This window comes from Campylobacter gastrosuis (assembly GCF_030249845.1).
Lineage (GTDB): Bacteria > Campylobacterota > Campylobacteria > Campylobacterales > Campylobacteraceae > Campylobacter_A > Campylobacter_A gastrosuis.
Map to the genome: position 1 here is coordinate 1 of NZ_JANURM010000027.1, position 18,283 is coordinate 18,283.

Annotated in this window: 31 protein-coding genes; 11 read left to right on the top strand and 20 right to left on the bottom strand. The window is 36.8% G+C overall.

Going from position 1 to position 18,283, the window contains the following annotated elements:
• From NYG85_RS11085 to NYG85_RS11150, 14 genes are all read right to left on the bottom strand, one after another.
• On the bottom strand, positions 1-286 hold a 286-nt coding region (locus NYG85_RS11085), incomplete at its 3' end, for a DUF1353 domain-containing protein (RefSeq protein WP_284938656.1).
• Positions 283-714 (bottom strand): hypothetical protein, encoded by a 432-nt coding sequence (locus NYG85_RS11090; protein WP_284938657.1) that lies wholly within the window; start codon positions 712-714, stop codon positions 283-285. The genes NYG85_RS11085 and NYG85_RS11090, both read right to left, overlap by 4 nt.
• Positions 715-724: 10 nt before the next feature.
• Positions 725-2,032 (bottom strand): phage tail protein, encoded by a 1,308-nt coding sequence (locus NYG85_RS11095; protein ID WP_284938658.1) that lies wholly within the window; start codon positions 2,030-2,032, stop codon positions 725-727.
• Positions 2,033-2,242: 210 nt separating this feature from the next.
• Entirely contained in the window at positions 2,243-2,830 is a 588-nt protein-coding gene (locus tag NYG85_RS11100; RefSeq protein WP_284938661.1) for a phage tail protein, read from the bottom strand.
• Positions 2,823-2,990 carry a hypothetical protein gene (locus NYG85_RS11105; RefSeq protein WP_284938663.1) on the bottom strand — a complete coding sequence of 56 codons (168 nt, stop codon included), beginning with the start codon at positions 2,988-2,990 and terminating at the stop codon, positions 2,823-2,825. Before NYG85_RS11105 ends, NYG85_RS11100 begins: the two co-directional genes overlap by 8 nt.
• Positions 2,983-4,026, bottom strand: a complete 1,044-nt coding sequence (locus NYG85_RS11110) for a baseplate J/gp47 family protein (protein WP_284938666.1) — start codon at positions 4,024-4,026, stop codon at positions 2,983-2,985. Before NYG85_RS11110 ends, NYG85_RS11105 begins: the two co-directional genes overlap by 8 nt.
• Positions 4,023-4,304: a GPW/gp25 family protein gene (locus NYG85_RS11115; RefSeq protein WP_284938667.1), complete on the bottom strand. Its 282-nt coding sequence runs from the start codon at positions 4,302-4,304 to the stop codon at positions 4,023-4,025. Before NYG85_RS11115 ends, NYG85_RS11110 begins: the two co-directional genes overlap by 4 nt.
• Positions 4,305-4,697: 393 nt before the next feature.
• On the bottom strand, positions 4,698-5,312 hold the full coding sequence (locus NYG85_RS11120) for a phage baseplate assembly protein V (protein WP_284938669.1): 615 nt from the start codon (positions 5,310-5,312) through the stop codon (positions 4,698-4,700).
• A complete protein-coding gene (locus NYG85_RS11125) occupies positions 5,312-5,755 on the bottom strand; it encodes a hypothetical protein (protein ID WP_284938670.1) in 444 nt (147 codons plus the stop codon). The genes NYG85_RS11120 and NYG85_RS11125 overlap by 1 nt, the downstream gene beginning before the upstream one ends.
• 2 nt (positions 5,756-5,757) lie before the next feature.
• The gene (locus NYG85_RS11130) at positions 5,758-6,048 is read right to left on the bottom strand and encodes a hypothetical protein (RefSeq protein WP_284938671.1); all 291 of its coding nucleotides are present in this window, start codon (positions 6,046-6,048) and stop codon (positions 5,758-5,760) included.
• 2 nt (positions 6,049-6,050) lie between these two features.
• The gene (locus NYG85_RS11135) at positions 6,051-6,302 is read right to left on the bottom strand and encodes a hypothetical protein (protein ID WP_284938674.1); all 252 of its coding nucleotides are present in this window, start codon (positions 6,300-6,302) and stop codon (positions 6,051-6,053) included.
• 11 nt (positions 6,303-6,313) lie between these two features.
• Complete coding sequence (locus NYG85_RS11140) at positions 6,314-8,002, bottom strand: phage major capsid protein (protein ID WP_284938675.1); 1,689 nt, start codon at positions 8,000-8,002, stop codon at positions 6,314-6,316.
• Entirely contained in the window at positions 7,992-9,386 is a 1,395-nt protein-coding gene (locus tag NYG85_RS11145; RefSeq protein ID WP_284938676.1) for a phage portal protein, read from the bottom strand. Before NYG85_RS11145 ends, NYG85_RS11140 begins: the two co-directional genes overlap by 11 nt.
• The gene (locus tag NYG85_RS11150; RefSeq protein ID WP_284938677.1) at positions 9,387-9,617 is read right to left on the bottom strand and encodes a hypothetical protein; all 231 of its coding nucleotides are present in this window, start codon (positions 9,615-9,617) and stop codon (positions 9,387-9,389) included. It lies immediately after the preceding gene.
• A gap of 217 nt (positions 9,618-9,834) precedes the next feature.
• Here NYG85_RS11150 and NYG85_RS11155 point away from each other — a divergent pair, with 217 nt between their 5' ends.
• On the top strand, positions 9,835-9,966 hold the full coding sequence (locus NYG85_RS11155) for a hypothetical protein (RefSeq protein ID WP_284938678.1): 132 nt from the start codon (positions 9,835-9,837) through the stop codon (positions 9,964-9,966).
• On the opposite strand, the gene NYG85_RS11160 is transcribed toward NYG85_RS11155, so the two are convergent.
• From NYG85_RS11160 to NYG85_RS11185, 6 genes are all read right to left on the bottom strand, one after another.
• Positions 9,955-10,413 carry a DUF1441 family protein gene (locus tag NYG85_RS11160; RefSeq protein WP_284938680.1) on the bottom strand — a complete coding sequence of 153 codons (459 nt, stop codon included), beginning with the start codon at positions 10,411-10,413 and terminating at the stop codon, positions 9,955-9,957. The two genes, NYG85_RS11155 and NYG85_RS11160, sit on opposite strands and share 12 nt — an antisense overlap.
• Positions 10,413-10,574, bottom strand: a complete 162-nt coding sequence (locus NYG85_RS11165) for a hypothetical protein (RefSeq protein WP_284938681.1) — start codon at positions 10,572-10,574, stop codon at positions 10,413-10,415. Before NYG85_RS11165 ends, NYG85_RS11160 begins: the two co-directional genes overlap by 1 nt.
• On the bottom strand, positions 10,567-10,836 hold the full coding sequence (locus NYG85_RS11170; RefSeq protein ID WP_284938682.1) for a gag protein: 270 nt from the start codon (positions 10,834-10,836) through the stop codon (positions 10,567-10,569). Before NYG85_RS11170 ends, NYG85_RS11165 begins: the two co-directional genes overlap by 8 nt.
• Positions 10,820-12,544, bottom strand: coding sequence for a phage terminase large subunit family protein (locus NYG85_RS11175; protein ID WP_284938684.1), 1,725 nt, complete (start codon positions 12,542-12,544; stop codon positions 10,820-10,822). The genes NYG85_RS11170 and NYG85_RS11175 overlap by 17 nt, the downstream gene beginning before the upstream one ends.
• A 668-nt stretch (positions 12,545-13,212) precedes the next feature.
• Complete coding sequence (locus tag NYG85_RS11180) at positions 13,213-13,743, bottom strand: helix-turn-helix domain-containing protein (protein WP_284938685.1); 531 nt, start codon at positions 13,741-13,743, stop codon at positions 13,213-13,215.
• Positions 13,740-14,108: a helix-turn-helix domain-containing protein gene (locus tag NYG85_RS11185; RefSeq protein ID WP_284938686.1), complete on the bottom strand. Its 369-nt coding sequence runs from the start codon at positions 14,106-14,108 to the stop codon at positions 13,740-13,742. The genes NYG85_RS11180 and NYG85_RS11185 overlap by 4 nt, the downstream gene beginning before the upstream one ends.
• 162 nt (positions 14,109-14,270) lie before the next feature.
• Between NYG85_RS11185 and NYG85_RS11190 the strand changes: the two genes are divergently transcribed.
• The 10 genes from NYG85_RS11190 to NYG85_RS12230 all read left to right on the top strand — a co-directional run.
• Positions 14,271-14,474, top strand: a complete 204-nt coding sequence (locus NYG85_RS11190) for a hypothetical protein (RefSeq protein ID WP_284938687.1) — start codon at positions 14,271-14,273, stop codon at positions 14,472-14,474.
• A gap of 156 nt (positions 14,475-14,630) precedes the next feature.
• Complete coding sequence (locus NYG85_RS11195; RefSeq protein WP_284938689.1) at positions 14,631-14,936, top strand: hypothetical protein; 306 nt, start codon at positions 14,631-14,633, stop codon at positions 14,934-14,936.
• Positions 14,937-15,031: 95 nt separating this feature from the next.
• Complete coding sequence (locus tag NYG85_RS11200) at positions 15,032-15,220, top strand: hypothetical protein (protein ID WP_284938690.1); 189 nt, start codon at positions 15,032-15,034, stop codon at positions 15,218-15,220.
• 116 nt (positions 15,221-15,336) lie between these two features.
• Positions 15,337-16,209, top strand: a complete 873-nt coding sequence (locus NYG85_RS11205; RefSeq protein WP_284938692.1) for a hypothetical protein — start codon at positions 15,337-15,339, stop codon at positions 16,207-16,209.
• Between the two features lie 10 nt (positions 16,210-16,219).
• Entirely contained in the window at positions 16,220-16,696 is a 477-nt protein-coding gene (locus NYG85_RS11210) for a hypothetical protein (RefSeq protein WP_284938693.1), read from the top strand.
• A complete protein-coding gene (locus NYG85_RS11215) occupies positions 16,693-17,442 on the top strand; it encodes a DNA-methyltransferase (RefSeq protein ID WP_284938696.1) in 750 nt (249 codons plus the stop codon). Before NYG85_RS11210 ends, NYG85_RS11215 begins: the two co-directional genes overlap by 4 nt.
• An 11-nt stretch (positions 17,443-17,453) precedes the next feature.
• Positions 17,454-17,579: a hypothetical protein gene (locus NYG85_RS11220; protein WP_284938698.1), complete on the top strand. Its 126-nt coding sequence runs from the start codon at positions 17,454-17,456 to the stop codon at positions 17,577-17,579.
• 1 nt (position 17,580) lies between these two features.
• Entirely contained in the window at positions 17,581-17,955 is a 375-nt protein-coding gene (locus NYG85_RS11225; RefSeq protein WP_284938701.1) for a hypothetical protein, read from the top strand.
• Positions 17,952-18,137, top strand: a complete 186-nt coding sequence (locus tag NYG85_RS11230; RefSeq protein WP_284938703.1) for a hypothetical protein — start codon at positions 17,952-17,954, stop codon at positions 18,135-18,137. Before NYG85_RS11225 ends, NYG85_RS11230 begins: the two co-directional genes overlap by 4 nt.
• 1 nt (position 18,138) lies before the next feature.
• Positions 18,139-18,283 (top strand): DNA cytosine methyltransferase (locus NYG85_RS12230; protein ID WP_432264861.1); only part of this gene is annotated, 145 nt, incomplete at its 3' end.

The following is an 18,283-nucleotide window of genomic DNA, read 5'->3' on the forward strand; positions in this document are numbered from 1 at the left end:
CTTTTAAATGCTCTTTAAAAACCTTGTCGCACGCTTTAAAGCTTGGCTTTATTTCGTGCGAGATTAGCCCTGCTGCGATATCGGTTAAATAATCGTGCGTGATACTTGCGGTTAGGTATTCAGGGCTTTTTGGTGGTAAAATGCTCCAAAAAATGCGAGGCACACTTGCTCCGTCGGTTAGATAGCCTTTTGGTATCTCAAAGTCACGCCCTAACGCACTAAACGTATAAGGCTCGTGTAGCTCGTAGCGGTCGTGGCTGTAAGGTTTAACGATAACTCGTTTCATTCAAACTCCAATCTTGGCATATCTTTAAACACTTCATCAATGTTTAGCTCGTTTATGTTAATTTCGTTGTTTTGGATTTGATTTAGGAGCGAGTAACCCCAGCTCCAAACGTTTGAGCGCCACTTGCCAAAGGCTAGGGCTTCTTTTTGAAAGGCGTTTTCATACCCTGCATAGCTCACAGCTGAAACGATATCATCATACCCCCTAGCTCTTGCTTCTTTATTCATTATCTCATCAACCCTTGCTTTAAAGGTGATTTGCAGTGCTTCTAATGTGAGCGGTGGCTCTTTTTGACTTGTTAGCTCGTTTAGCTCTTTTTCGCTTAGAGGCATTAAACTTAACTCATCTATCTTTGCATTTAAAAAATCATCGCTTACGTCATCATCGTAGGCGTAAATTTGGTTTTGTTTATCTTTAAAGTATTTCATTTTTTGCTCCTTATCTTAGTTCCCACCATGAGTTTATTACTAATGGGGTGTAGTCGGAGGCAAGCTTATAGGTCGCCCCCCGTGGGATAGGTATAATTAAATTACCATATCCAGCTACGCCATCGGTGCCTGTGCCTAAAAAAGATGCAGATGTAAGATTATTTATTTGAATGTATCCAATGTATCTATTATAATAAGTGCATGTTATAAATAAAAAAATAGTGTTGGCTGTGGTGTTTGTATAAACCACGTTAAATCTTCTTTGACTTGTTACATCCCGCCATTGCTGACCTTGTTGCAACATATCTAACATAATATTTCTCGTGCCATCAAAGGCTACGCCGTTTATAGTCCTTGCGGTTTGTAGCTTGGTAGCACTTACGGCGTTAGCGTTTGCGTTTAGCTTGGTGTTTAGCTCGGTTTTAGTCGCAAAAGTCGCTTTATCTGTGTTATAAGTCGCTGTTGATAGTTTTGTGTTTAGCTCGGTTTTAGTTGCAAAGGTTGCTTTATCACTGTTATAGGTCGCTGTGGCTAGCTTGGTGTTATCGGCGATTGTGATATTAGCCGTGCCGTCAAAGGCGACGCCGTTTATAGTCCTTGCGGTTTGTAGCTTGGTCGCACTTACGGCGTTAGCGTTTGCGTTTAGCTTGGTGTTTAGCTCGGTTTTGGTTGCAAAGGTTGGTTTATCGGTGGTGTAAGTTGCTAGTGGTAGCTTAGTGTTATCGGCGATTGTGATATTAGCCGTGCCGTCAAAGGCGACGCCGTTTATAGTCCTTGCAGTTTGTAGCTTGGTAGCACTTACGGCGTTTTCTGTCTTACCTAGTTTATCATTTAAAAGCGTGGCTATTTGTGCGTTTATCTTATTTACTTCGCTTTGCACGTGTGATTTTGTTGCTAAAACGATATTGTTATCAACTTTTAGCGTGATATTTGCTGCGTTATCAACTTGCAAGTAAAATTTAATTGTGATGTCTTTACTGCTCCCCTCGCTTAAAAGCGGTTTGTAGCTTTCAGGCACTACGCCCACAGCAAATAAAACGCCCTCATCTGTATAAATGCCGACCCTGCGGATATAAAAACCGCCTACATCGGCACTAATTACGCCCTCGCAAATTAGCACGTTTGCATCGCTTTCGCTTTGGGTTATGGTATTTATGTTAAATTTATGCCTTTCGTTCGGTAGGGCGGTTAAGTCTTGCGTGATTGGCTCTTTGCTGTCGCTTACGCCCATTTGGGTTAAAACTATTTGGGCGTTATTGGCGGTGGCTTTGATGAGCTTGTTTAGTCCTGCGGTGGTTAGAATGCTAAAATAATCCATTTAAATCCTTTCTTTTAATATTTAAAAATGTGATAGATTTTAATTCATCGTGGCTGGGATAGCCAAAACGGCTAATCCCACGCCCCGATAAAATAAACTATACCTATTTTTGAAAATATGGTTTTGTTGCGTTTTAAAGGCGTTTTCACGCCCGCCCTTTTAAAATATACCGATTTTTGAAAATATGAGCTATCGCTCTTTAACGGCTTTTTAAAATACATTTATAATCTCGTGCGTTTTAAACGTATTAGCGTGATAAAATCCTGTTTTTGTTTCAAGCTCTCTTAAAACATAAGGCATAACGCTGATCGTTTCGCCCTGCATTAAATAGCCCCCTGCGGTTGTGTTTGCCTTGGTAGCTATTTTTATGCTTACGCCTTCATAAACGCTTCTTACGTTTTTATAAGTATTTACTATCTCATCGGTCTTTTTTAAATTCTCTTGTGTTATGCCTATTTTGCTTGCTTCAAGTTCAAGTTTAAAATGATATGGTGCTCCACCGTATTCATACCACTCTTTGACGTTTGATGTGGTGTAAAAGTCTTTTAATGCTGTATCTAGTGCGTTAAAGGTTGCTTCGTTAAAATACACTTTAAACGGCTCTTTTAAAAGCTCTTTTGTTTCATCTAAATTTCTGCTTTTTGGCTCTATATCATACATAAAGGCTAAAAATTGGCGGTTAGTGTCGTCCTGGTCGTAAAAGTAGCGTTTATCGTATTGTAGCCACTGGTTAAATTTAGCACTTAAAACCTCATCAACTCTAAAAATGGCGTCGTTATAAGCTCTTAAATCAAACATTACCATCGCCTTTCTTATCGCTTGTCTCGCTTCGCATTGCTTTGTTGGCTTTAAAATTTAGCTCTCTCACGTATCGTATATACGCTCGGTCGCTAAATTTTAAACCCGCCTCGCCCTGCTGTGCGATACTGCACGATTTGCATTTAATTTTTTTACGCATTGTTACCGCCCTTAATGATGTTTAAGCTGTTTAATTTAATTATGCTGTCTCTATCGCTTGTCGGTATCTGGCTCATTACTTCAACGGCTCTTATATCGCTCGTAAAGGCTACATCTATTATTTGGCTAACGTGCGGGGTTTGGCTTATCGTTAAAGAGTTAAAAAACTCCGTGATTTGCTTTGTGGTGTCTGTAATGATTTGAGAAAACATAAAATCTTGCTTTGGCGTGATTTTTAGCGTTAAATCTAAATTTAAAATACTCGCTGGTTTTATACGGACTTCATCGGTTAGCGGTATGCGATCACTTAACGCCTCTTTTATTTTAGCGGTGGCGGTAGCTTCGTCATAATTTGATAAAAATACGATTTGCACTACGCCCGGGCTTAGATGATAAACGTTTGCTTTGCTGATACCTTCAACGCTTAAAATGTAAAATAGATAGCTCTTTTTACTCCCAGCGGTTGAAAAGCGATGAAGTGAGAGTAAAAAACGCTCTCTTAGCTCTGCATCGCTTTCCCTTGCTTTAAATCCGCTAAACGGCGTTTTTAGCGTTATTTCTTTAACGTAAATATTAGGGATTTGTAAAGTGGTCGTTTCGTAATTTTCTTTAAAATACCCCTCCGCTTCTATCTTTAAAACGGCTTTATCCGTGATATTTGCATCCGCCATTAAATAGGCATTATGCCCCTTTATGTCGGTAAAAATCGTGCCTTTGCTTAAAAATGTAGGGCTATTTACGCTTATTTCAACCTCTGCGATTGGTTTAACCTCATCGTTTCTTTTAAGTCCAGCAAGTTTTACAAGCTCGTCTAAATAATCGCCACTGCTAAAATTTAGATAGTTATTTGCGATTTTTATGTTTAAAAGCTCTATAAAATTATTTATGCGGTATAAGAAAATATCCGTTAGTGTTACATAATCATCGCCTATTAAAGGGATGTAGTCAAGCTTACCGCTCTTTGTCTTAAACTCGTTTAAAATGCTTATCCGTTCTTTCTCAATGTCTAGCGGTTTAATAAAGCTTGGATAGTTCATAGATTTATCCTTAAAAATTGCGTTGCGTTATCTTGGATGTAGGCAATGTCAAAATTTACGCCGTTTTCATCCTGCGTGAATATGATTTGCGTTGGTTTAATGCGTGGCTCGTGCATTGCGATTTGGTCTAGTATGTCATTTTTAAGGGCTAAGAGGTTATACAAATCGCCCCTTTTGTCTATGTGATTATCAAGTCCAAAAAGTGGGCGTAAGGTTTTGGTGTATTTGGTAGTTACAAAGATACGTTTTAGGTTCTCTTTTACATCTATTTGATACATTTTTTAAACCTCTCTTTGTTTTTAGTCCTGCTTGTCTCGCTTCGCATTGCTTTGTTGGCTTTAAAATTTCGCTCTCTCACGTATAACGCATACGCTCGGTCGCTAAATTTTAAACCCGCCTCGCCCTGCTGTGCGATACTTCACGATTTACGTTAATTTAATGCGTTTAAAAAATACCGATTTTTGAAAATATGAGCTATCGCTCTTTAAAAGCGTTAAAATCGCTTTTAAAGGTTTTTAAACAGATTTTCAAAAATTGGTATAGTTTAGTCGTAAGTGGCAAGTGGCTAATCATTTAAGATTGCCACTGCCACGCACGGCTAAAATCTGTCGCATTTTTAAATCTATAAATGATTTTATAAAACAAAACGCTTTTAATTTTACAAGTGATTTTTAATCCCTTGCGTATCCATTGTTTGTGTGATTTGTCAAATCGCCCCTACTATCTGAAATATTGCCGCCTACGTTTAGGCTGCCAGTCGTTTTTAAACTACCTTTTATCTCTAAATTCCCATTTATGCTAAACGCCCCAGCACCGCCGCCAGCCCCTGATGTGTTTATGGCTCCCTGTATGGCTGTGTTGCCTTTTATTAACACGCTTGGGCTGGTTATGGTCGTATTTGAGGCGGTTAGGTTTGCATTTTTACACGTTATATTTATATCGTTTTGCACGATTACGTTTATTATTTTTGGACTAGCAATTTCTAGCGTTGATGTGCTGGTGTCATAGCTTAAAGTCGTGCCATCCTCATAAGTGATAATCTCTTTTTTATCACTTGCTCCGCTTGGCTCTTTGTAGTCGTGATTAAAAATGCTTGGTATTGCTACCTTTGCACCGCCAAAATCGCATAAAATAACGGCTTCGCCTACTCGTGGCGGTATGAAGTGAGTTTTAAAGCTGTTTGCAACGGCTAAATATGGGATGAAAGGCGTAATCGTGCCTAAATAATCCACTCTTACCACGCTTAGCCCCTCTTTTACTTCGCAAATTTTGCCTAAATATAACATTAAGCCTCCCATAAATCGGTTTTGTATGTTATTAAAAGTTCAATTGTGATTAAAATATACTCATTATCGTAAATTTGTAGGTTTGATTTATCAATGCCATTTAAGCTTATCATCTGAAACTTGCTTTTAAAGCTTCTTAGGCTATTTAATACATTTTTTAAAATTTCGTTGCCGTTTTGATAGCTTATTGCGATTAAATTAATCTCAACATTTAGCTTATGCTCTAAAACATCCAAAGCGTAAGGCGTGATGTCATCTTTGGTGTCTTTGATGATTATTAAAGGCAAGTCGCTAGGCTCAAAGGTAAAGGCATTAAATAGCTCGGTTTGGTGGTTTAACTGCTCTAAGTGGGTTTTTAAGTCGTTAATGATTAAATCACGCCTTAAAATTTTAAGCTCGGTGCTTTCATCTTTTAAAGGTGGTATGTTTAGCTCTGTTATCATTTTTAAAGCTCTTTTAAATAAAGTCTTTTTGTGTATTGATTTTCCCTTTCAATCTTTGTTATTTGATAGCTTACTTCATCAATACTCACGACGCCCTTTACTTTAAGCTCTTTAACCTCATCGCTTAAACAAAGGGCGGTTATTTGCGTAGCAGTCGTGCCGTCATCAAAGATGATTTTAGTTTGGCGGTTTAGGTGGCAATTTATGGCGTTTTCGTTTTCATCAATTAAAACGCTGTTTGTATGTGAAAAAATCTTACCTAAATCGTTTAAAATCATCTTTGAGCTTAGCATTTTTACTCCTCTATCTCGTCTAAATCCACGCCTAAATCGTCAGCGTCTTTTGGCTCTGCTTTGGCTTTTTTAATGTTAGTGCCTCTTTTGTCTTGCTGTTTTGGCTTTACGCTCTCATTTATAGGCTCTATGCACTTAATATCAATGAGCCTTTTAATAAAAAGCTCATCTGTGCCACTTGCAAACTCCACCTCATCATCTTTTTTGTAAAGCTTAGTTGATATTCTAGTATCGTATAAAACTCTAAATTTCATCTTTTACCTCCTTAATTGCTAGTTTTTGAGATTACGAAAGATTTTTCACGCCCTAGCTTTGCATCTACATCCATATAAAGCTCTAAAATAATGTCTCCGCCTCTTTCGTTGTGTGTGAGTAGCTCAATCGCTCCAAAGCTTCCGATAAAGATATCGCTAAAATCGCCAAAGGCAACATCGCCACTCTTAATAAGCTGTGATGTGAAGTATGGATAGCCTTGTAAATCGCCGTTTGTTTCAATTAGCATTTTTTCAGTGCTTACGCCCCTCGGTGTGGCTTTGAGTTTGCTAACGTCGCTATTTTTAAAGGCAAATTTTGCATTTGCTAGGTTTGCGTTATTTTCTTCTAAGATATCCGCAAATTGTAGGGTTTTATCAAGCGTTGGAGCTGTTAAATAATTTGCAATGCTAGGCACTCCGCTCGTTTCAAAAATGCCTTTAATAACGCCTTTGCCATATAAAATTGTTTCCTCTAACTTTTTGCGTATTGCAAATTTCATCGCATTATATGCAAAGGCTTCAAGGCTAAAGGCTGACATATTCATCATGGTTCTAGTTATGCGTATAGTGCTTAAAAGAGTGTGAGGCTCGAGCATGATTTTATCAAATGCTAGACTTTGGGCGTTTTGCGCCTGCCCCTCCTCTACAAAATCGGCGGTAATATTTGAGTTATTACGTGGGATTTCAACCCTTGCGTTTAGTCCAGTTAGCCACTTGCACGAGCTTAAAAGTGGGCTTTCAGTTACGACGTCTTGGATTAATAGGTCATCTCTAAAATCGGTTGATATCGCCCCTTTTGCTGTCGTGGTCGTTGTGATAGTATCGCTAAATCTAGCGGCAAAGTCTTGCGGTAAAACAAAACGCCCATTTTTTACGTTAAAATAATTCTCACGCTCAAAGCTTAAATCGGTCGTGGTTAGTCCTGCGTTTAAAATGATTTTAGCGAGGCTAAAATTTTGCTCGGTCTGTGTTGGTTGCTTCATAATGTTAAACTCCTTTATAGTTTCGTTTGATTTTTGTTGTAGTGCGATAGATTTACTAAATTCTAAATAGCTCATTTGGTTTTGGATAGCGTTTAAGGCTTCGTTTGGTTTGTTTAAAATTTTGCCTAACTCTATAATGTCTTTTATTTCATCTTTTGACTGCTCGTTTAGGGCGGTTTGCTCTTTTGGTGCAACGCTGGGTAAGTCTTTGCTAAAATTTGCAATTTTTGCATTTTTATCAGCTCCCTGCCATACAGCGCTAAGCTCATTTATAACGCCGTTTTTAATCTGAAAATGATTAACGCCGTCTATTTTTTCAAGTTCGCTAAGCTCATAAGCCCCACCAAAACCAACGCTCACGCTGTCGCTAAATCCTGCTTTGTAGCGGTTAAAGGCTTCCCTGCTTTCTTTAACCTCATCGCTAAATTTAACGATAACCTTAAAGCCTTGATCATCAAGCTTAACCGCTTCTATCTTACCGATTGCGTTTTTAAAGCTGACATCGTGGTCTAAATAAAGCGTCTTGGCTTCAAATTTAACACTCTCTAAATCCACGCTCAAATAATACTCATCGCCAAAGAGCGAAAGGCGTTTATGTAAATTTTCACGGCTTAGGGCTAAAAAGCTAATGGTTAAGTCCGTTTCGTTTATGGCGTTTTGCTCTGTTAGTGGTGCGTTAAACTTAAAAACTTCGTTTTTTAGTTTGTCAATTTGCATTTATCTCTCCTTTTAAAATTTTAATCTCTCTTAGTTTTTCTACGATTGCCTTTTCTTTGTCTAGTTCATCCATAAAATCGTCAAGCTCCACGCCCTTTTCTCTTAAAACTTCGCTTATTGTTTTAAATCCTGCTTGGATTGCGATTTTATTTGCATTTACCTCTTTAACTGGGTCTATATACTCCCAGCCTTGGGCTTTAAAGTTAAAATTTTCACTGATTAAAATGTAGTCTTTTGGTTTAATCCGTCCTGCTAGTAGCTCACATTCTAGCCACGCTTTAAAGATAACGTTGTGAAATTTTCTTTTTATAAAATTTTGAATACGTTTAAAACCCCTACGCTCTGCTATCGTGCCTTGTCTTATGGAGCTATAATTTACATCGCTTAAATCGCCTGTGTAGGTTGAGTAGCTTACGCCTAAGCTTCGTGCCACGTCCCTATCTGTTGATTTTAAAAAAAACTCCATATTTATTGGATTGTGTGGATTTACAAAATGAGGCGTTATGCCGTCCTCTAAAAGCTCAAATGTGCCAGTTTGTAAAACGCTTGGTATGTTTATCTCTTTTTGTTCTATCTCGCCCGTTTCTGAATACTCAACATTACCCATTAATGAATTTTCATCTTTATGCACTAAAAAGCCCGTTATCTCACTTGATAGCCTTGCTCTGTCAAGCTCTGATTTTTTTAGCTTATCTTTGCTGTGAGCATCAAAAATCGCACTGGCTAACTTACTCACGCCCCTTTTTTGCTTCATTAAAGCCGTTTTTTTAATGTGTATAACCTCATCTGCTGGGATTAGTCTATATGTTTTATCTTTTAGCTGTTGATGATAGGTTTTAGGCGTGATTTGGTTTTTCTCATAAGCTATGCCGTAGTAAATTAAGCGGTTTTCATCGGTTAGGTCGTTTGAGATGTCGTCTGCATCTATTAGCTCTATTTTTAGGCTATCATCTTTGCTTAACCTAATAAACGCCTCGCCGTCCCTGTAAAGGGCGGTTAAAATCATCTCCTCGTAATCTTCAAAGTCATAAACGCCGTATTTACAGCAAACGCCCTCCCATTTAAAAAATGCCTTTTGGATAGCTTGATTTAGCCCCTTTTTTGGTGTTGTAATGTCTAAAATAAAACCCTGCTCGCCGTAAATTTCACTACAAAGCATCTCAAAAAAGCCACTAGTTAGCGATACGCTCGTGCTTATGCTTCTTGCTTGATTTCTTAGTCTATGGCTTACTTTGTCTAAATCGCTATTTTTTAATAGCTGTGTTATCTCGTGGCTGTTAATGCGGTTTGGCTCTAAGCTTGGATATTTAAAAAAATTTAGCTTTGTTTTTACTGGCTTTATTAAAGCGGTCGCTGTCGGTTTGCTTAGCTTTGTTTTTTTCATTTAATACCTATCACCAAAAATATACACTTTCATTTTTGCTTTTTGTTTTGTAGCGTCTTTAATTGTAACAGCTCTTATCTTTCTTAGCTCGGTTATTAGCTCTAACGGGCTACGCTTTGACACTTTTAAATTATCTATCCAGTATTCTTTAATCTCAATGCCATTTTGTAGGTTGTTTAAAACCTCATCAATGGCGTTATCAATCAAAGCTAATCGCTCTTTTGGTGTCATCTATTTTTTACCTTTTTTTAAATATTTAAATTCTAGATATCTTTTTAATGCGTAAAGCTCAAATAGCCAACACGGCTAATTTTTCGCTCCACGCATTAAAAATATACCGATTTTTGAAAATATGAGCTATCGCTCTTTAAAGGCGTTAAAAGCGTTCTTTTTAAAATGATTTTATAAAATTAGTGGCATTTAATTTTACAAGTGATAAAAAGTAGAGATGGAGCCTTGCATTTATACAAAGGATGAGATTAAAAGGGAGCTTGATGAGAGCGTAGCACAGATAGAAAGTGGCGATTTTGTGGGTTATACAGAGGACGAGATAAGGGCGGATTTTGGATTAAACCGCTAAACTCGCAAACTCTTTATAAATTTTAGCATCTTTTAGCTCGGTCAAAATATTTTCAACCTCTTTTATTATTGCTTCGTTTATTTCGTCGCTTAAATTTATGGCTCGGTTAATTTTATGTGGGAGCGAATAAAGGCGGTTTGAGATAGTGGCTGCGATATCGCTTAAATCCTTTTGTAAGCGGTAAATTTCTACAACTTCGCCCTTTTCTTTTGCGAGTTTTAGCTCTTTTAGCTCTGCATCTGCTAGCTCTTTTTTAGCTCTTGCCTCGCTTAGTTCAAAACTAGCGGTCGCAAGTCTGATTTTATAGTTTAAATAATCATCAATGCATAAGGTTAAATCCCATTTGTTACGCTCTATCTTTTTAATGATATTTTCGTTTTCAAGTTCTTGAATTCTACGCTCGGTTAATCCTAATGCGTTGCTTAGCTCTTTTGTTGTTACTATCATTAAACCGCCTTAAAATACTCTTTTATTATCTCGTTGTATTTTTTGATTATTTTTATTTTTTGCTCTGGGGTAGGGCGGCGTTTGCCTAATCGCTCCTCAATCTTTGCCCTTTTATCCGCCATTTTGTAGTTCGTGATTAGTTCTTGCATTGTCTTAAACATTTTCATCATCCTTTAAATTAAATAAACTTATATCATCTTGGGCTTTATTTTTTAGGCTCGTGCGTTTTTTGTCTAGATTTTTTAAATAGTTTTGATAGCGTAGATTGCCAGTGCAAAAGCTATCTATGATAAAATCTGCCATATCTGATTTTTTCATCTCGTAAGCCTCGCAAAGTTGCTCAAAACGTGAGGCGTTTTGTATGCTTAGGCTTAAATCGTAGCGTGTCTTTTTATACATTACGTTTTTATGAATTTTTGGCATTTATTATCCTTTTACGCCTTAACTCGTTTTTAATTAGCTTAGCTGCTGCGTAAGCTAGGATTGTGATGTCTAAGGCTTCGTTTCGCTCTCTAACTTTTACGTATTGTAATCGTGTGTAGCCTTTTTTGTTTTTATTTTCTTGGAGTTTTTCAGCCGTTAGCTGCAAAAAGAATTCATTTGTGAAATTTTTGTTGTAGTGAAAATAGCCCTCGCCCGCTTCTTTAATAGATAAAAGCCTAAAAAACTCACTTTTACCCTTAAATGTGCCGATATTTATAAGCCTTACGCCTCTTTTTATTACCTTTACCTTGTTTAAAAAATCAACCTTTGCAGCGGTTTCACTAGCACCCTTTGAGGCGATTAGCTTAGGGCTTAGCGAAACAAAATTATAAACCCTGTAAGCGTTAAATCCGCTATCAATTAGGGCTAAACTCACGCTTAAAATTTTGCCGTCCTCTCTTTTAAATTTTCGGTGCAGGTGCTTAAAAGCCGTTTGCCAGACCTCATCTTGGTCGGTGTTGCCGTATAATTGCTTATAATCTATATTGTAAGCCTCGTAACCTTTGCACCAGCCTATAAATATTAACTCTAAGCGGTTGCCTTGCACGTCCATACCAGCGGTAATAAACTGCACCTTTTGCGGTAAGCTTTGATCCGTGTAGTGTTCTATGCGTTCTAGTAGCTCATTTTCGTTAAAGCTCGTATTTGGTGGCTCGTAGGTCGTGGCTTCAAGCGTATTTTTAAAGGCTTGCAGTTTTAGCTCATCGCCTTGTGCGTTTAGGTAGGCTTTAATAATATCGCTCATTGAGAAAAACGGGCTATAAATGGCATTTAAGAAAAATCCAGCTGTGCCACTGCTTGGATTTTGAGCTATCCACGTGCCATTTTTTACGGCTTCGTTTTTTTCTTGCTCGTTTAAAAGCGTCCCGCACTCGCTGCACTGATATTTAACGCTGTCATCTATTAGCTCTTTTGTTTTAGTGTCTTGCTCGTATGTTATGCGTTCAAAAATGAGCTTTTGGGAGTGTTTGCAATGCGGGCAGGTAATGAAAAAATAGCGTTGGTCGGAGTTTAAAAACTCGCTTTCAATTTTGCTACTTCCTGCAATGGTAGGCGTGGAGCTTATGACGATTTTTCGGTCGTAAAATGTAGCGGTTCGGCGTGTGGCTAACTCTATGCTGTCGCCCTCTTTGGTAGCTTCGCAGCGGTCGGCTTCATCTACGAGTAAAATTTTAATTGGCTTTGAGGCTAATTTTGAGGGGCTATTTGAGCCAACTAGGGCTAAATTACCGCCTCTGAAATTTTTAATTAAGATTGTGTTGTTTGCGTCGTTTGCGTTTATTAGCTCGTTTAATTCTTGCGTATCTCTAAACATAGGCGTTAAACGGCGTTTTGAGTAGTCCTCTGCGTCATCTTTATTTGGTAGCATAAATAAAATCGTGCTTGGCTCTTGGTGGATGTAGTAGCCTAAAACGTTGTTTATTAGCTCGGATTTGCCTAACTGCGACGCCCAGAGTAAAATAACCTTTTGGCGTTTTGGATTTGAGATTTCACGCATTGGCTCTTTTTGATAGCTAAAAGCCTTAAATTTGCCAAAAGCCGATGAGCTTTCTTTGCTTAAAATCCTGTAACGCTCCGCCCACTCTAAAAGGTTAAGGCGTGGTTTTAAAAAGATAGAATTTGCAAAAATTTCTATTATTTTACTCATTTTTTGATTTTTTTAAAATTTCTCTTTGTTGGTGCGTATTTTTTAAAGGCTCTTTTTTGTTTTAAAATTTTTGCTCTTTTACGTTTTGTAAAAATAAAAACGCTTTGGCAAAAAAACAAAAGGCACGTTTAAAAAAACATTTTTGACTTTCTTTTGCTTTTGGCTCTTTGGCTTTCTTTTGCTTTTCTTTTGCTTTTAGGCTTTCTTTTGCTTTTAGCTAAAATTTTAATGTGTTGTGTGTAGTATGCTTAAAAACGCTTAATTATACCATTTTTAGGGCTTAAAAGCAATTTTTTAGCTCTTTTTTAAAGCTTTTTTATTAAATTTTATATGTTTTTTTTAAAAAACCGAAAACGCAGTCCCTAAAATTCACTCACAACCCCAAATCTTTCGGAGTGCCTGACCGCATTGGGGGAGATGTGGCAGAAAGAACCTATAAGAGAATTTTTAGGCTGTTACGCCACTATTAAGAGAGCTGAAACTTTTAGTTACATTAAGGCGGATTTTGTGGGCGTGAGCGTGTAGCGATAGGGTAGGCGTTGGCTTTGATTTTTTAGCGGCGGTTTGCTTATGGCATTTTCAGCGGAGTTTAAGACTAAAATCGCATTTTTATCCTTTATTTTCAGCGGATTTTCAGCTTGTAATTGATATTCATTATTATTTATCAGTTAAATACCATTTTTGATAGTTAGTATTTTGATGAAAATCTCTAACATCTCATCGCTCCCATAAGCATTAAAAAGCTCTATAAACTCTTTAAATTTTGGCGTGTTTGGCACTTTCTCATCATTGTGTAATAAATTATCATCATCTAGGGCATTATTTACTTCAAAAATATACCCATCATCGCTTATAAAAGGTGTTGCGATATAAACTTTTTTAATCGGCTTTTTTATATATGAGTATTTATACTCACTCTCCCACTCCATAAGCTCAGCATCTTTTAGCACTTCATCAGGCTCATAAAAAAATCCCAGCTCTATAAAATCAAAGCTACTATTAAAAGTATCCGCCACTTGATACATATATTTAAATGGCACTTTATCCGTAGCTATCCACTTATTTATCGTTTCTACTTTTATATTTAGCTTACGTGCTAGTGCGTTTTTACCTTTTGCTTTTGCTACTACACACATACGATTTACTATATCGTAAGCACTGCTTTTTATATTTCTTAGCGATGATGGCGGGCGTTTCATTTATCCAATGCCTCTTTTATGTTGTTTAGTTTGGTTATAAAATCGTTTAGGGCTTTTTCGTTGCCATAACTCTTAAATAGCTCTAAAAATTCTTTAAATTTTGGTGTATTTGTGATGTCGTTTTGATGATTTAGGGTGTTATTATCGCCGTTTATTGCTATGTTTTGACTACCGATTGCGACTGCACTATTTGTATTTGATGTCAAATGTATATATTTGAGTATATTTTTTTCTGGTACTTTGCCTCTTTGTTTCCATACATCAAGCGTATTTTGTGCTACGCCTAAAAAGTCCGCCAACTCTTTATAAGTCTTAAAATTACGCTCTAAAAGCCAACCATCAAGTATTTTTTTAGCTTCATTCATTTTTTATCCTTTTTTCTACTCAAAATTTATTTTCATATCTTGACAAATCTACTCAAATGTATTATAATTACCCCATCAAAAATAATTCTTATAAGAATTATACAAATTTAAACCTGCTTAAAGGTTTAAATTTGCAAACAAAAAACAAATAAAGGAGCAAAGATGAAAAAACAAAAAATAATAAAAGAGCTTATCAAGCTAGAAAAAAGGATAAACGGCTTAAAGGCTGTTGAGCGTGAGGTTTGCACCCTACGCTTTGATTTAGAGAGCAAAAGAGATGAGTTAAGTAAGCAGCTAGGCAGCAATGAGCCTTTAAAGCTTAAAGCCCTAGTTAAAGGGCTTATCGCTAATGAGTATGAAATTTAGATGCCTTAAATGCCATCTCTTTTTCAAGCTTAGCGATACGAGCTTGTAGCTCATCAATCATTTTAATGAGCTTTTTTATGAGTTCATCGGTAGCCATAAAAAGTCCTTTCGTGTGAATTTGTTTGCAGCTAAATTATACCACGCAAAGGGCTTTTTATGAATATCAACAAAGGAGCAAAGATGACAATTGCAGCGATGATTTATGCCAAAACTGGCATTAGCAAAAACGAGTATTTAAAGCTTCGTGGCTTTGACTTTAACGCACTATCAAATGGATATGTGAGTAAAAAGATGATGGCGGTGCTTGACGCTGATGGCATAGACTGGCGCAACGCCGATGACGCCAAAATAAGCGGCGGCAGGTGTGGGGTTATGTTTCACGTTAAGAGTGGCTTGGTACAAGCACCAGGTCAAAAGCCCGTAAGCGTTGATGAATATTTGGAGCAAAAAAATGGGGTTTGAGATAGCAATTTACGCTTTGGTGTTTTGCGTGGGTCTGTTTGTAGGTGCTTTTTTAGGGCTTAAATATAGCAATAATTTTTAAAAAAGGGTTAAAAATGAATATAAATTTTTCGTGTGTCAAGGATTGCAAGGTATTTTTTAAATTAGGCATTTCAAAAGAGCGGTTAAAGGATTTAATCCAAAATGCAAATTATGAGATAGCCCACGATAGCGTAAATTTTTTTATAAACGGCTTTGTTTATCGTTTCAACAAAGATGATTTTTTTAATGTCGCAAGGGGTTAAAAAAATGGCTGGATTAAAAATAGGCACTATTTTAGATTTTATAGAAAAATTAGAGGGTATGGGTTTTAAGGTGCGTTTAGGCGTTGATGGTGGGATTTATGCAGTAAAGGCATAGGGTGTTTGATTACGATTTTAAAAGCGGTATTGATAGTTTTAGATTTGTGATAAATAAAAGCGTGTTTTTGAAATTTATGCGTAAATTGGAGCTAAACACGAATTTAAGAGCCATTGAGCGTAATAAAACTATTAGCGATTATGCAAAATATAAATTTAAAAATGAAGCCCCGCTTTTAATGCCAAAAGGGAGCGAGTTTAAAATGAGATACATAAATTTTAAGCGTAATAATAAGAGCCTTACAAATGCGATGATTGTTATAGAAAACTCAAACACGCTTAATGGGCTTTGTCGTAAAAATAAGCGTCCGTTTGGTTATTATGTTATGGTCGTTTTTGCAGGGCTTTACCAGCCACAGCGTGAAGTTTTTAAAAAGACTTATGATGTTTTAGGCAAATTTTTAAAGCGTTTTAAAACATATCAATTTGACTTAGCAAACGACTTTAAAAGCGATAACCAAGCAGGGGCTAAAATGAAGCGATTTTTTAAAGAGCGGTTAAAACGATACTCAAATAATTTTATGAGTTATAAAACGACTTTATACGCTAATTATTGCAGAAGTGGGCGTTTTTATGGGTTAAATAAGGTTTGTTTTTATGACAAATACAAAAAAGAGAGCGAACACCATAATTTAAAACTAGATGACAGCCTTAAAGGTTGGCACCGCTTGGAGCTTACATTTACGCTTAAAAGTAAGTTTATAGACAAGATAGAAAATAAAGATTTTATGGATTACGTTTATGTTATGGATGACATAGCTAATTTAATAAGCGACGGAGCGTGTCCCTTTGGTGTAAATATTGACATTTTAAAAGAGCAAGTGAATTTTTTTAAAGATAACAGGCGCGCATTATCTTTTACAAAATCCGCTTAAAGGGTAAAAAATGAGTAAAACGCAAAGAGCAATAAAGCACTTTAATGAAAAAGAGCTTAAAGAGTTGATAAGAGATTATCCGTTTTTAAAACATTTGCGAGAGGCTTACGCCTTTAAAAAAGACAAATGCAGGGTTTATGTAGCAAGTCCATACGATACGCTTTTAAGTATCGGCTGGTCCATTTTAGATGTAGAAAACGAAGCTAAAAAAGCGATGCAAACGGCTAAAAGGCTTTTTAATAGTCCGAATTTTGAGCTTTTTAGCCCTGTTTTGCATTTTGGTAGAAAGGCTTTAAGCCGTGATGAAGCGATGAGCCTTTGTTTTAAAGAGCTTAGCACGTGCGATTTTTTCTTTGTAGCTAAAACGGCTAAATTTCACGAGAGCTTAGGCATTTTAGCAGAGTTTGATAATTCGCTAGAAAATGACAAAATCATCGTTTTTGAAAACTTGCAAACAAAACTAAAATTTGAAAGGGCTTGGTTATGAACCTATATAACGATCACTTTCAAAATTTCAAACGCTACAACGTGCCAAAAGCACAGCTAATCATCGCTGACATACCTTACAATTTAGGCATTAATGCGTATGCGAGCAGTCCTGAATGGTATGTAGGGGGCGATAATAAAAAGGGCGAGAGTGCTAAGGCTGGTAAGTCGTTTTTTGATACGGATGAGAATTTTAAGGTGGCGGAGTTTATGCATTTTGCATCTCAAATGCTTAAAAAAGAGCCAAAAGAGACAAACGCTGCGCCGTGTATGCTGGTGTTTTGTAGCTTTTTACAACAAGCCCCGCTTATAGAGTTAGCCCAAAAATACGGCTTTAATGGCTTTATAAATTTGGTGTTTAGAAAAAAATCAAGCCCACAAGTTTTAAAGGCAAATATGAAAGTTGTAGGTAACTGCGAATACGGACTTATCTTTTATCGTGAAAAATTGCCAAAGTTTAGAAACAACGGGCGGATGATTTTTAACTGCATTGATTGGCTTAGCGATTATAGCGATATGCCTAAAATCCACCCGACACAAAAGCCAGTTAGGCTTTTAGAGTATTTGATTTCGCTTTTTACCGATGCGGGCGATGTCGTGATAGACCCCTGCGCTGGTAGCGGTAGCTCACTGGTTGCAGCGCTTAATTTAAACCGCAAGGCATACGGCTTTGAGATAAAAAAAGAGTTTTTTAGGCTATCTCACGAAAAAATGAGTAAAAAAATTGAAAGAAAACTATTTGATTAAGGGGGGCGTAAATGTATATTTATGGTTTTAAAGCTAGGTATTGGAGCAAGTTTTATTATAAAAGCAAGGATGGTTTTATTTTAACAAGGCTTGGTAATGTAGTCGTTGATTTGGTTTTTAAAGATTGGAGGGGCTAAAATGAAGCGGTTTAAAAATGTCATTGATAGGATTAGAGAGGTCACGGCTGATGAGTTAAAAGAATATACAAAATTAAAAGCGAAATTCTTTTTTAACAAAAAAGACCCTGATTTAATGGATGCCCTTTTTAAAAAATCAAAGCGATTAAGCTTTTTAGCTTACAAAGAGCTAGGTTGTGATTTGACAATGCAAATTATACCCTTTATTGAGAAAAGCCAAAGTTTTAAAAAAGCTGGGATTACTTGTATCCCTGATTTTGTGGCGTTTTGTGTGTTTGATAGAGGTTATGCAAAATATAGCGGTGCTGATTTTTATATGCCTCCACGTGAGCTATTTAAAACGGCTATCGTTATTAAAGGCAAGGGGGTAGAATGAGCGAGATAATAAAAGATGATGTGTGGGTCACCCCACGCATTGCCAAAGAGCTTTTAGGTGTGAAGCAAACGGCTACGCTTACAAAGTTAGCCGTGAAAGGCTTTATAAAAAGAAAAAAGGCAAATTCTAAAATTATTTATTACTCAAAAAATAGCATTTTAAGCTATTTAAGCGGTGTGTGATATGCAAATTTTAGATTTATTTAGCGGTATCGGCGGTTTTTCGCTTGGCTTTGAAAGTGCAAATTTTAAAGATTACGATTTTAATAAATTGCCGTCCGAGCAAAAAAGCGTAAATGACGGCTTTTTTAAAACGGCTGCGTTTTGTG

Excerpts from the sequence above, each read along its gene's own strand:
- NYG85_RS11165 (WP_284938681.1), bottom strand. The coding sequence starts at position 10,574 with ATGTTTAAGACAATGCAAGAACTAATCACGAACTACAAAATGGCGGAT.
- NYG85_RS11155 (WP_284938678.1), top strand. The coding sequence starts at position 9,835 with ATGGAGCCTTGCATTTATACAAAGGATGAGATTAAAAGGGAGCTTGAT.
- NYG85_RS11110 (WP_284938666.1), bottom strand. The coding sequence starts at position 4,026 with ATGAACTATCCAAGCTTTATTAAACCGCTAGACATTGAGAAAGAACGG.
- NYG85_RS11115 (WP_284938667.1), bottom strand. The coding sequence starts at position 4,304 with ATGTATCAAATAGATGTAAAAGAGAACCTAAAACGTATCTTTGTAACT.
- NYG85_RS11230 (WP_284938703.1), top strand. The coding sequence starts at position 17,952 with ATGAGCGAGATAATAAAAGATGATGTGTGGGTCACCCCACGCATTGCC.
- NYG85_RS11095 (WP_284938658.1), bottom strand. The coding sequence starts at position 2,032 with ATGGATTATTTTAGCATTCTAACCACCGCAGGACTAAACAAGCTCATC.
- NYG85_RS11225 (WP_284938701.1), top strand. The coding sequence starts at position 17,581 with ATGAAGCGGTTTAAAAATGTCATTGATAGGATTAGAGAGGTCACGGCT.
- NYG85_RS11190 (WP_284938687.1), top strand. The coding sequence starts at position 14,271 with ATGAAAAAACAAAAAATAATAAAAGAGCTTATCAAGCTAGAAAAAAGG.
- NYG85_RS11200 (WP_284938690.1), top strand. The coding sequence starts at position 15,032 with ATGAATATAAATTTTTCGTGTGTCAAGGATTGCAAGGTATTTTTTAAA.
- NYG85_RS11140 (WP_284938675.1), bottom strand. The coding sequence starts at position 8,002 with ATGCAAATTGACAAACTAAAAAACGAAGTTTTTAAGTTTAACGCACCA.
- NYG85_RS11175 (WP_284938684.1), bottom strand. The coding sequence starts at position 12,544 with ATGAGTAAAATAATAGAAATTTTTGCAAATTCTATCTTTTTAAAACCA.
- NYG85_RS11185 (WP_284938686.1), bottom strand. The coding sequence starts at position 14,108 with ATGAATGAAGCTAAAAAAATACTTGATGGTTGGCTTTTAGAGCGTAAT.
- NYG85_RS11105 (WP_284938663.1), bottom strand. The coding sequence starts at position 2,990 with ATGCGTAAAAAAATTAAATGCAAATCGTGCAGTATCGCACAGCAGGGC.
- NYG85_RS11170 (WP_284938682.1), bottom strand. The coding sequence starts at position 10,836 with ATGCCAAAAATTCATAAAAACGTAATGTATAAAAAGACACGCTACGAT.
- NYG85_RS11220 (WP_284938698.1), top strand. The coding sequence starts at position 17,454 with ATGTATATTTATGGTTTTAAAGCTAGGTATTGGAGCAAGTTTTATTAT.
- NYG85_RS11150 (WP_284938677.1), bottom strand. The coding sequence starts at position 9,617 with ATGACACCAAAAGAGCGATTAGCTTTGATTGATAACGCCATTGATGAG.
- NYG85_RS11135 (WP_284938674.1), bottom strand. The coding sequence starts at position 6,302 with ATGAAATTTAGAGTTTTATACGATACTAGAATATCAACTAAGCTTTAC.
- NYG85_RS11100 (WP_284938661.1), bottom strand. The coding sequence starts at position 2,830 with ATGTTTGATTTAAGAGCTTATAACGACGCCATTTTTAGAGTTGATGAG.
- NYG85_RS11145 (WP_284938676.1), bottom strand. The coding sequence starts at position 9,386 with ATGAAAAAAACAAAGCTAAGCAAACCGACAGCGACCGCTTTAATAAAG.
- NYG85_RS11215 (WP_284938696.1), top strand. The coding sequence starts at position 16,693 with ATGAACCTATATAACGATCACTTTCAAAATTTCAAACGCTACAACGTG.
- NYG85_RS11130 (WP_284938671.1), bottom strand. The coding sequence starts at position 6,048 with ATGCTAAGCTCAAAGATGATTTTAAACGATTTAGGTAAGATTTTTTCA.
- NYG85_RS11180 (WP_284938685.1), bottom strand. The coding sequence starts at position 13,743 with ATGAAACGCCCGCCATCATCGCTAAGAAATATAAAAAGCAGTGCTTAC.
- NYG85_RS11125 (WP_284938670.1), bottom strand. The coding sequence starts at position 5,755 with ATGATAACAGAGCTAAACATACCACCTTTAAAAGATGAAAGCACCGAG.
- NYG85_RS11090 (WP_284938657.1), bottom strand. The coding sequence starts at position 714 with ATGAAATACTTTAAAGATAAACAAAACCAAATTTACGCCTACGATGAT.
- NYG85_RS11195 (WP_284938689.1), top strand. The coding sequence starts at position 14,631 with ATGAATATCAACAAAGGAGCAAAGATGACAATTGCAGCGATGATTTAT.
- NYG85_RS11210 (WP_284938693.1), top strand. The coding sequence starts at position 16,220 with ATGAGTAAAACGCAAAGAGCAATAAAGCACTTTAATGAAAAAGAGCTT.
- NYG85_RS11160 (WP_284938680.1), bottom strand. The coding sequence starts at position 10,413 with ATGATAGTAACAACAAAAGAGCTAAGCAACGCATTAGGATTAACCGAG.
- NYG85_RS11120 (WP_284938669.1), bottom strand. The coding sequence starts at position 5,312 with ATGTTATATTTAGGCAAAATTTGCGAAGTAAAAGAGGGGCTAAGCGTG.